12 protein-coding genes are annotated in these 10048 nt (G+C 49.8%); 3 read left to right on the top strand and 9 right to left on the bottom strand.

The features are described from left to right. Positions 1-464: 464 nt before the first annotated feature. From HQL76_17530 to HQL76_17570, 9 genes are read right to left on the bottom strand one after another with little or no spacing between them, the layout of a single operon-like run. Positions 465-1193: a cytochrome c biogenesis protein CcdA gene (locus HQL76_17530; protein MBF0110970.1), complete on the bottom strand. Its 729-nt coding sequence runs from the start codon at positions 1191-1193 to the stop codon at positions 465-467. Between the two features lie 18 nt (positions 1194-1211). Then, positions 1212-1535, bottom strand: coding sequence for a divalent-cation tolerance protein CutA (locus HQL76_17535; GenBank protein MBF0110971.1), 324 nt, complete (start codon positions 1533-1535; stop codon positions 1212-1214). Positions 1536-1549: 14 nt separating this feature from the next. After that, on the bottom strand, positions 1550-2044 hold the full coding sequence (locus tag HQL76_17540) for a TlpA family protein disulfide reductase (protein MBF0110972.1): 495 nt from the start codon (positions 2042-2044) through the stop codon (positions 1550-1552). Beyond that, entirely contained in the window at positions 2041-3135 is a 1095-nt protein-coding gene (gene mutY, locus HQL76_17545) for an A/G-specific adenine glycosylase (protein MBF0110973.1), read from the bottom strand. The genes HQL76_17540 and mutY overlap by 4 nt, the downstream gene beginning before the upstream one ends. Then, positions 3132-3980 (bottom strand): energy transducer TonB, encoded by an 849-nt coding sequence (locus HQL76_17550; protein MBF0110974.1) that lies wholly within the window; start codon positions 3978-3980, stop codon positions 3132-3134. Before HQL76_17550 ends, mutY begins: the two co-directional genes overlap by 4 nt. Before the next feature lie 14 nt (positions 3981-3994). Then, positions 3995-4543, bottom strand: coding sequence for a Gx transporter family protein (locus HQL76_17555; GenBank protein ID MBF0110975.1), 549 nt, complete (start codon positions 4541-4543; stop codon positions 3995-3997). Then, complete coding sequence (locus HQL76_17560; GenBank protein MBF0110976.1) at positions 4540-4947, bottom strand: NusG domain II-containing protein; 408 nt, start codon at positions 4945-4947, stop codon at positions 4540-4542. The genes HQL76_17555 and HQL76_17560 overlap by 4 nt, the downstream gene beginning before the upstream one ends. Next, positions 4944-5999 (bottom strand): FAD:protein FMN transferase, encoded by a 1056-nt coding sequence (locus HQL76_17565; protein ID MBF0110977.1) that lies wholly within the window; start codon positions 5997-5999, stop codon positions 4944-4946. The genes HQL76_17560 and HQL76_17565 overlap by 4 nt, the downstream gene beginning before the upstream one ends. Then, a complete protein-coding gene (locus tag HQL76_17570) occupies positions 5996-6736 on the bottom strand; it encodes a 16S rRNA (uracil(1498)-N(3))-methyltransferase (GenBank protein ID MBF0110978.1) in 741 nt (246 codons plus the stop codon). Before HQL76_17570 ends, HQL76_17565 begins: the two co-directional genes overlap by 4 nt. A gap of 115 nt (positions 6737-6851) precedes the next feature. Between HQL76_17570 and HQL76_17575 the strand changes: the two genes are divergently transcribed. From HQL76_17575 to mnmE, 3 genes are all read left to right on the top strand, one after another. Continuing rightward, positions 6852-7481 carry a chorismate lyase gene (locus HQL76_17575; GenBank protein MBF0110979.1) on the top strand — a complete coding sequence of 210 codons (630 nt, stop codon included), beginning with the start codon at positions 6852-6854 and terminating at the stop codon, positions 7479-7481. Continuing rightward, positions 7459-8343, top strand: coding sequence for a 4-hydroxybenzoate octaprenyltransferase (gene ubiA, locus HQL76_17580; protein ID MBF0110980.1), 885 nt, complete (start codon positions 7459-7461; stop codon positions 8341-8343). The genes HQL76_17575 and ubiA overlap by 23 nt, the downstream gene beginning before the upstream one ends. A 163-nt stretch (positions 8344-8506) precedes the next feature. Next, positions 8507-9892, top strand: coding sequence for a tRNA uridine-5-carboxymethylaminomethyl(34) synthesis GTPase MnmE (gene mnmE, locus HQL76_17585; protein ID MBF0110981.1), 1386 nt, complete (start codon positions 8507-8509; stop codon positions 9890-9892). The last annotated feature ends 156 nt before the right edge of the window (positions 9893-10048 follow it).

Below are 10048 nucleotides of genomic sequence, written 5' to 3' on the forward strand. Positions count from 1 at the left end.
ATCAAACTCTCCTAATTTATCTCCCTTAGGAGCTTTCGTCTCGCTCTTACTGTCCCCTTTCAAAGTCCATCTTCTCAAATGGCTTCAAAGGGACGCTCGCATTCACTCATTTGGTAATTGACTTGGTTCCTGCTTCCTGTTCCTCTCCTCCCGGAGAAAAACAAGAACTTAACCTTTGTCTCTACCTGATGTGAACGCATTCTTTGCTTCTTCTCCCCTGGACTCTTCAAACTTCAAGGCCAGGGTTCGTTGACGCACGTCATGCGCCCACACCTATGGTTACACCAGATTGTCAAAGAACGTTCCTTCGTGATCATTACCATCCAGAACCGGCTGCCACTTTCATCTGTCTACGTTCGGCGTTGCCGTTTCAGTCCGTCTCACCAAGGAAGCGCGAATGTACCAAACCATTTCCGAACCGTCAACAGAAAATTTGAAAAAATCGAAAAATCTTTGCGATTTTTCTAACCAACGTTTGCCAGGAAGGGAAACCATTGCAACAAAATTATGGACAACCTATTGAAATCACCGAAGAAAATCATAACGCCAACGATGATCAGAAAGAGCCCGGAAATCCATTCGACCAGGCGCATGTATCCGCGCATTCGCTGAAAAAAGCCGAAAAACAGGTGCGTCAACAATCCCGCCAGGACAAACGGCAACCCCAGTCCCGCCGAATAAGCGGCCAGCAAGGCGATCCCCTCGCCGATGCTGTCCCGCCCGCCCGCCAACGCCAGAATGGCAGCCAGAATCGGCCCGACGCACGGCGTCCATCCAAACGCAAAGGCCAGTCCGATGACATAGGCCCCCAGCAACCCCGCCGGTTTGCCGATGTCATTGAATCGGGCTTCCATGTTCAGCAGACCGATGCGGAACACCCCCATCGTATGCAATCCGAACAGGATGATCAGGATCCCCCCAACCTGGGACAGGATCCGGATATTGCTTTGCAGAAGGCCCCCCAGGACGGTCGCGGAGGCCCCCATCAAAATGAAAACCGTCGAAAAACCCAGAACAAAGAACAGACTGGTGATGCCGGCCCGCAATCCGGGACTGTTCCCCTCCCTGCCCCGCAACCCATCGACCGATACCCCCGACATGTAACTGATGTAGGCGGGTACCAGAGGAAGGACGCAGGGAGAAACGAAGGAAAGAAATCCGGCAGCCACTGCCGTTGTCATACTCACATCCATTCGATCCGACTCCCAGGTTCAATGTGTTTCGTTGCCGATCCAGGAAAGATACGTTTCCAGCCCCGCAATCACCGGGGTGACAAGAATTTCGGGTATGTCGTAGGGATGCATGTCGCCGATGGCCGTCATGACCTCCCCGGCCCGGTCCCCTGCCGTTTTGATCATCAGGGTCCATTCCTCCCCCTGTTGGATCTCCCCTTCCCAACGATAGATCGATACCCCGGCGGGAAGAACATGAACGCACGCCGCCAGCCGTCGTTCCACCAGGCCTCGGGCGATCCTTTCGGCGGTTGCCCGATCGGGAGCGTTGCTCCAGACAATGATTGTGCCATTTTCTTCCATCTTCATCGTCTCCATCACAACATGGATTGAACGAATCCGCCCAGTTGTTCCGCTGTCAAACCACCGACAAACGAACCGACCTGGGTTCCATTCCGATCGAGAATCTTGGTGACCGGCAGACCATAGACCCCACCCATGGCCCGTGAAAGTTGCTCGATCTGTTCGTTCTGACCATGGACGATGGGATAATTGATCCCGTGCTGCGCGACAAATTCCTTGAGCCGCGCCTCATCGGCCCGTTCCAGATAATTGATGCCGATGACCTGGACCCCTTTTTTGCCATAGGTATTTTGAAAACGGATCAAATCGGGTATTTCTTCCAGACAGGGCGGACACCATGTCGCCCAAAAATTGACGACCAAAATCTTGCCCTTGTATTCGGCCAATCGAAGCGTTTTCCCTGAAAGATCCTTCAGCGCCAGGTTTGTCGCCACGTCGGAATTGGCGATGGCTTGAAATGAGAACAGGAAAAAAATTATTCCTATCATTTTTTTTATGGTTTTATTCATCGACCTTCTCCTTGATGCTTATCATTAATGGATAAAAAAGCGATCACTTTCCTGTGTAAAGTAGACATCGGGAGATCGCCACGGTCCAGGGACCACCAAATCACCTCTTCTTCCCTTGGCCAGCCCCCTTCATGGACACACGAATAGACCCAAACTGTCAGATGAAAATGGGTAAAACGATGTTGTACCGCACCGACATGAACCATATCGCGGCAGGTAATGGCGAATCGTTGCGCCACCGCGGTCGCGACAAGGGAATGTTCCGGATGACGCGGTGAAAAGTCCTGCCGCTCCAGGGACACGGGTTGCCACAATCCTGAAAGCAATCCCCCTTCCGGTCGGCGTTGCATCAACACGCTTTCCCCTGGTCCCTGGACCAACACCGCCACCTGACCGAATCGGGGAACCGCTTCCCTCTTTCTTTTCTGGGGAAAATCCACCGCACTGCCATTCATTCGGGCGCGACACCCCTCGGACCAGGGACATTCATGACACCTGGGTTCTTTTGGCACACAGACCGTCGCCCCCAGGTCCATGATCGCCTGGGCATAATCCCCCGGTCGGTCCACAGGGGTGATCCGGGTGGCCTCCCGCCAAAGACTCCGCTCACCGGCACTGGTGTTCACCGGTTCTTCCAGGGCCATCAGTCGCGACAATACCCTTTTGCAGTTGCCATCCAGGATTGCATGCCGCTGATTCCAGCCAATGGCCAGAATGGCGGCGGCGGTACTGCGACCGATTCCGGGCAAGACAAGCCATCCCTCCAGTGTATCGGGAAAGCGATCCGCCCGATCTTCGTGAATGATTCTGGCGGCACGGTGAAGATTTTCCGCCCGACGATAATATCCCAAACCCTGCCACGCACGTCGCACCTCATCAAGACTTGCCTGGGATAAATGGACGACGGTTGGAAATCTTTGCAAAAATCGGTCGTAGTAGCCCGTTACGGTCGCCACCCCTGTTTGTTGCAGCATGATTTCGGCAACCCAGATTCGATAAGGATCGTTCGTGCCACGCCAGGGAAGCCGTCGTCCCGATTTGGCGTAATATTTCAGCAATCGCTCGGCATAGGGAAAATCGGTGGCGATCATGGTTTCCAGGTCCTGTTTCTGCGTATGTATTCAAATGTCGTGGTGACATGAACCCGTTCCAACTGCCATTCCCGCGGCAGCGGCGCAAACGGCGCTGTCGCGCGAATCGCCTTCAACGCCGATTCATCCAGGATTGTCACACCCGAACTTCGCAATATTTTCAAGGATACCAGATGACCGGCATGATCGATGGTAAATTTAAGACGCAGGCTTCCCGCCAAACGTTCGCTTTTTGCCTGTTCCGGATAGATCCATCCCTGTTCGATCTGTTCTTTCAATCGCGCAAAATAAACGGCATATTCCACCTGGGTTGTGTTAAGATCCAATGTTTGTTCGCGGAGCGGTTCGTTTAATTTTTTATTATTTTTTTCCTCTTCCCATTGGTTAATGTCGGACAAGGTTGGATCAAGAAGCAATGGCCGAGCTGGAACGTTTTCGGCACGTTTCCGTGCTTTTTTTTCAATCGTTTTCTTTTCTATCGTTTTCTTTTCGACAGTTTTTTTTTCAATCGTTTCCTTTTTGTGGATTTCCTCAATTTTTTGTTGCGGCGGCAAATCTTTTCGATCTCCGATCGTTTCATTGGTGTTATCGGGATTGGATCGCGATTCGGATAAATTCAGATCGGGAGGTTGTGGCACGGTTTGTTTTTTTTCGGTTTCATGATTGACCTGTGCCAGAAAATCAGGTTTTTCAGGTGGCTTTGGCACCGATCGTTCCATGGGCCATTGAATCAACTCCACGGGAAGAAACTTGATTTCCTCTTGTGGCGTCTCAATCGTCACCGGACCATTCAACCGCCAGAAAACCAGGGCGTGAAGGAGGAGCGACCCAAGCAGGGACGCCATGAAGCGTCGATCCATCACGGCGAAACAACCTCATGATCCAAAACTTTATCCTCAAGTCGTTGCAGAATCGAACAGGCAATCCAACCATTGAAAAATCCTGTCAACCAGGAACCGACGAGAAACCAGGGCAAGGCAGAAAAAATTCCAGGATGGTCAAGAATCATGAAATAAGCCACGGTAACCTGGGCGGTCATGTGTACCATCGAAGCGGGGATGGATTGGGCTATTGGACCTGGAGTCAAGCGAAATGTCTCCATGAGACCCATGGCCAACAAGGAACCGATCGCCCCTGAAAGGCTTAAAAAGAATGTAGGTGACAGGAAGGTTCCCAGGATCAATGACGCGGCAAACACCCGAAGAAGAGACACCCCGACCGCGGCACGCCATCCCAATTGAAACCAGGCCACCAGGACAAAAATATTGGCCAATCCCGGCTTGAACCATGGGCCGGGAACAGGGAGACCGCTTTCAAAAAGATGGGCCGTCACGGCAGCCGCTGCCCAATATACCACATACAGTTCCGGACGGATGGACAGGGATTCCCTGGACCTTGAATTGTTCAACGGGCAATTCCATCGTAATGTGAATCGGAAGAGGAATTGTGTCCGATTTTTTTGCCTTTGACCTGGACAAGGACGCCACAAGGGATGCATGCCGTCACCTGACCGGATCGTTCAATCCATCCCGTCAAGGTACCAATCAAACGTGGACTGTTCAATTCCAGCAAACGAACCCGTTGTCCACGAATTTCGACGGTAACCGGTCCCAGGCGCCCTGCGATTTTTTGCACTGAATCGCGATCGATCGGCCATACGCTTTCCCGCCCCTGGGCATCACGGATGACGACCACCCGTTCGGGTTGACCGAGGACTGTCCACAGACAGGCAGCGACAATGCCCAATGCCGAAACCGCGGCGACGATCCGATCGCTTGATGGAAAACATGAACGCCAATTCCCAGGATTCATTCCTCCAACCATTGTCCTGGAAAACGTGAACTTTTCCAACGTTCCCCATTTTCCTGAACCAGCATTCCTTCGACCCCTTCAAGACGCTCGATCAGGGCCTTGCCCTTTTCCATCCCCAGGACGAAAACCGCCGTGCTCAAGGCATCGGCAATCATCGCCTCCCTTGCCTGGATGGAAACCGAAATCAATCCTGACCGTGCCGGGTGGCCTGTTTTCGGATCCAGGATATGATGTTGCCTCTGGCCATCGGCCATGAAAAATCGTTCATAATCCCCCGAGGTTGCCAGGGCCATATCCTGCAAAACTTCCACCGAGGCCATGACCTTGTCGCGATCACGGGGGTGTTGAATACCAATTCGCCAGGGTTGATCACCTTTGGCCCCGGCAATGATCATGTCTCCTCCACCCACGATCAAAGCATTGATGATTCCTTCGCGTTTCAAGACGGCCATCGCCTGATCCAGGATATACCCTTTGGCGATGGCCCCCAGATCCAAGGCAAAGGAATCGTCCGCCAGCCAAAGAAGTCCGGGGCCATCGGAATCGTTGTCAGGAAGTTTAAGATGGATCCCGTAATCAAAACATTGTTTTCGTTTTTCAAGCCAGGCATCGATCAATCTTTTTTCCGGGATTTTTTCCACCTCGGGCACCCCCTGGGTAAATCCCCACAGATCGGAAATATGTGCCAGACCGGGATCGAAGGCGCCTCCGGAAAGAAGATGCACCTGCAACCCCTTGGCAACAATGTGTGTCAATTCAGATGGAATGGTAAATTTTTCTCCTGAAGGGGCATGGTTGATGCGGTAAACGATACTGTTGACATCCTGACGGCTGGCCACCGCTTCCAACTGGCGAATTTTTTCGAAGACCGCGGCAAAAACTTTTTCTTCGTTTTCTGGTTTGGTTCCCCAGACGGAAAGGGAAACCAGGGTTCCCATGGCCAATTGTGTCGTTGTATGAACGTCATGGCGATCCGGTTGCCACCGGACAAGCCAGAAGAGAATGATCAATAACAAGGAAACGGGAATGATGTATTTTTTCAAGGCAATCATTCACCCCACAGGATTTGTGCCGCGGCAACGACGGCAATGGCAGCCGTCTCGGCGCGAATCACACGAGAACCCAACGAAAACAATTGAAACCCCATCTCCCGTTCAGCCCTTCGTACTTCCTCGACCGAAAATCCCCCTTCGGAACCAATCATCAAGATAATCTTTGTTCCAGGATGAGGCAACGAGCGCAGACGAAGTCTTGGTCCCTGATCTTCCTCCCAAAACAGGCATCGCGGCCCTTGTGGCAGCAATCCGGATAATTGTTCCAACATCACAGGTGGATGAATTTTCATCAAGCGCACTCGACGACTCAGCTCCGCCGCTTCCTGCACGATTTTGCGCCAGCGTCTTTCCTTGGCCGGCCAGCGATTCTCCGTGATTCGAGCGACGGTTCTTTCCGTTTGCAATGGAATGAAGGTGTCAACCCCCAGTTCGGTCGCCTTCTGGATGATCCAATCCATCGCCTCTCCCTTGAGCAATCCCGATACCAGGGTCACCTTCAAAGGCGATTCACGTGAAACATGCACCGAATGATGAACCAACAATCGTCCCCTGGGATGGGTTTCCACCAAGGTGGCTTCCCATTCCAATTGATCATCCTGATCGTTGAAAAGAAAAACCTCCGTCCCCCGCTCCCGTCTCAGGGTATTGACCAGATAGTTTCTCATTTCGTGATCAAGCTCGATCTCCAGGCCATTTTCAAGATTGGCTTTGATGAACAAACGTGGTTTCATCATTATCGGTACCTTTTGCATCGTTCAGGGAGCAGGTTCAAGGCAGCGACCTGCAATGGACTACCCATGTCAATGCCATGGATCGGGCTGCCGGTTCAAGATTTTGTTCGAACGGATCATGTGTTCACATCATACCCTCTCTCAAATATTTTCAGGAGTTCAATTTCTTGATTCCTGGCAGGAGCCTGAACATCTGCTTGCGACGAAAGGGAGAAACCTTGTTTCGTCCCTGCGGGATTTGCTTTCCTGGCGTGGTTCCCTGACGCAACGATTGGAACAACATTGCGGCGCCAAAGTCACATTGCGGTTGATCAACCAGCACCGGGTGACTTGCTGGCCTTCGGAACCCGACTTCTGGAACAACCCTTTGCCGCTGGAGTCAGACTTTCCGCTCCTGATTCGCAACGCCTGGCTGATGGTTGACGACACGCCACTCGTCTTTGCCCATTCGCAGATTGTTCTGCACAATATTCCGGAAGCGGAATACCGTTCCATCAGAGAAGGGAGCCAACCTCTTGGTTATCTTTTCATGGCCAACAAGGGGCAATTGGCGCGAACTCATTTGCAACTCAACGTGTTATCGCTTGACAATCTGGCCCGTTTTTCCGATTCCTGGAAATCGGGTCCCTGTTGGTGCCGGCGATCATTTTTTCTTGTCAACGATGTTCTGCTGGCGCGCATTCTGGAAATTTTTCCACCCACCTGGCCGCCAAGGATTAAATCCAATGAAGTTAAGTTCCTGGATTGAACGTATTCACCATCCAATCCTTCGTGAATCTTTGCTGCTCATGCGTGTGGATCGACCGGTTGGGACCTGGTTGTTGTTGTGGCCTTCCTTATGGTCGTTGATGGGTGCTTCTGCCGGCTTTCCTGAATATAAACTTGTGTTTATTTTCATTCTGGGAACATTCATCATGCGTTCCGCTGGATGCGTTGCCAACGATCTGGCCGATCGTGACTTTGATCCCCATGTGCAACGAACCTGTTCACGTCCCTTGGCGCGAAAGGCAATTTCGGTTCGGCATGCCCTATTTTTATTGATATTTCTGTTGACCATCGCTCTATCTCTTGCCTGGCAACTCAATTTTTTCTCCCTCCTGCTCTGCATCCCTGGTGCTTTCCTTGCTCTCAGTTATCCATGGACCAAACGATTGATTGATGCCCCGCAGCTTTATCTTGGGATTTCCTTTGGCTGGTCTGCCCTCATCGCCTGGGCTGCGGTACGGGATACGCTTGATTGGCCAGCGTGGACCTTCTTCTTCGCAACGGTCTTTTGGGCCGCAGGATATGATACCATTTATGGGATGGCTGATCGAAATGATGATAAAAAAATTGGTATCCGATCAACCGCACTTTTTTTTGGCGACCATTCATGGATCGCCGTTGGAGTTTTTTATCTTATTGCCTCTTTTTTCTGGTTTCTATCCGGATATATATTAAATTTTTCGTTTATTTATTATTTTTTTTGTTTTTTATCACTGCTACATTTATTGCATCAGGTTATATTGACCCGAAAAAAGGCGGATAATGAAATGATTTCCATTTTTAAACGCAATCAATGGACCGGCGGAATAGTACTTTTTGGAATTATATCAGAAAAAATATCGTAACTGCCCAGGTACCCTCTGGGTTACAAAATCAAAGTCAAAAACAAAATCAAAACCCTGGGGGCAATCCCCCAGACCCCTTTTTTCTTTCAATAATCTCGAACCGGAGGGGGCACCTGGGGAGTTACAAAATATCTCACCTATTTTCCTGAATGGATCACTGACCGTGGGTACATTTCTTAACCTTGATAACGATTGCATTTGCGCATTAGCCACCGCTTGGGGACCATCGGCGATTGCCATCATTCGTCTCAGCGGTCGCGGATGTGGTCTAAAAATAAGAAAATTGATACGCCCTTGTCTTGATGAACATCATTTTCATACCCGTTTCATCCGGTTTGCCACGTTTGTCGATCTTGAAGAAAAACCATGTGATCAAATTATATTGATTCATTTTCCCGGCCCTCGCTCCTTCACCGGAGAGGATTCCGTGGAATTACAGTGTCATGGCGCTCCAGTCATTATCGATGCCATTTTGGACACGCTTTTATCTTCGGGATTTCGTCATGCCCGAAGAGGAGAATTTACCCGACGGGCTTTTTTGAATGGCAAAATAGATCTTCTCCAGGCAGAATCCATTCAAGATTTGATCCACGCAAATAATTTACACCATGCCCGCCAACATCTTGGAAACCTTGAAGGCTTGTTTTCTCAAAAAATTATTGACATCAAATCGCGTATCCTTTCCATTCTGGGACAAATCGAGGCGACAATCGATTTTCCCGAGGACGATATTGATCCATTATCACAGGATCGTTTACTCAAGGATCTTGTTCAGAGCAGTGAAATGATTTCAACTTGGCTCAGGGAAAATTTCAACGCAAACCAGACACGTCGAACTCCCCATTGCGTCATTCATGGTCAAAGCAATGTTGGTAAATCGACATTATTCAATGCCCTGCTCGGTAAACAAAGAAGCATTGTATCCGATCTTCCTGGAACGACCCGTGATTATATTCAGGAAACAATCATCGTTCATCATTTTCAAATGATACTGACCGATACCGCCGGAATTCGCCCGACTTCTGGAGAAATCGAGCGCATGGGAATGCAAAAATCATTGGAAATTCTCCAAGAGGCGGATTTGGTATTGTTCGTGATCGATGGCGTCATGGGCTGGACCATGAACGATACTGAATTGTTTCAACAGATTGAGGAAAGAAATTATTTGATTCTTGTCAACAAGTGCGACCTGGTTCCAGAAGTTTTGATTCATTTTCCAGAATCCGCGATTTCAGATGAAAAAATCATGTACATCAGTTCTTTGTCGGCGGAAGATTTGGAACGGGTCAAACAAAATATGATGATTCGATTAAATCTTGGAAAGGAATCCGAAGGATTTATCTCTTTTAATGATCGACAAAGGGAATGCCTTAAAAGCACTCTTTCCTGTCTGATCACGGCGGAAGGCATGTTGATTCATCATGCCGATTTGGAGCTTGTTGCAATCAAAGTGCGGGAAGGAATTGAAAAATTGGCGGAAATGATGGGTGAAAATATTTCTGAATCCTTGCTTGACCACTTGTTTTCCAAGTTTTGTATTGGAAAATAGGGGGTTGTAACCGTTTAGACCCCTCTTCGTATTATGGGTAGTTACTTTTTTTGCAACTGCCCAGGTACCTTACAGGTTTAATTATTGAAAGAAAAAAGGGGTCTGGGGGATTGCCCCCAGGGTTTTGACTTTGTTTTTGATTTTGTTTTTCCACGC

This window comes from Magnetococcales bacterium (genome assembly GCA_015228815.1).
GTDB lineage: Bacteria > Pseudomonadota > Magnetococcia > Magnetococcales > UBA8363 > UBA8363.

Coding starts and splice junctions, on each gene's coding strand:
- HQL76_17530 (MBF0110970.1), bottom strand. CDS start 1,193: ATGGATGTGAGTATGACAACGGCAGTGGCTGCCGGATTTCTTTCCTTC.
- HQL76_17535 (MBF0110971.1), bottom strand. CDS start 1,535: ATGGAAGAAAATGGCACAATCATTGTCTGGAGCAACGCTCCCGATCGG.
- HQL76_17540 (MBF0110972.1), bottom strand. CDS start 2,044: ATGAATAAAACCATAAAAAAAATGATAGGAATAATTTTTTTCCTGTTC.
- mutY (MBF0110973.1), bottom strand. CDS start 3,135: ATGATCGCCACCGATTTTCCCTATGCCGAGCGATTGCTGAAATATTAC.
- HQL76_17550 (MBF0110974.1), bottom strand. CDS start 3,980: ATGGCGTCCCTGCTTGGGTCGCTCCTCCTTCACGCCCTGGTTTTCTGG.
- HQL76_17560 (MBF0110976.1), bottom strand. CDS start 4,947: ATGAATCCTGGGAATTGGCGTTCATGTTTTCCATCAAGCGATCGGATC.
- HQL76_17565 (MBF0110977.1), bottom strand. CDS start 5,999: ATGATTGCCTTGAAAAAATACATCATTCCCGTTTCCTTGTTATTGATC.
- HQL76_17570 (MBF0110978.1), bottom strand. CDS start 6,736: ATGATGAAACCACGTTTGTTCATCAAAGCCAATCTTGAAAATGGCCTG.
- HQL76_17575 (MBF0110979.1), top strand. CDS start 6,852: ATGTGTTCACATCATACCCTCTCTCAAATATTTTCAGGAGTTCAATTT.
- ubiA (MBF0110980.1), top strand. CDS start 7,459: ATGAAGTTAAGTTCCTGGATTGAACGTATTCACCATCCAATCCTTCGT.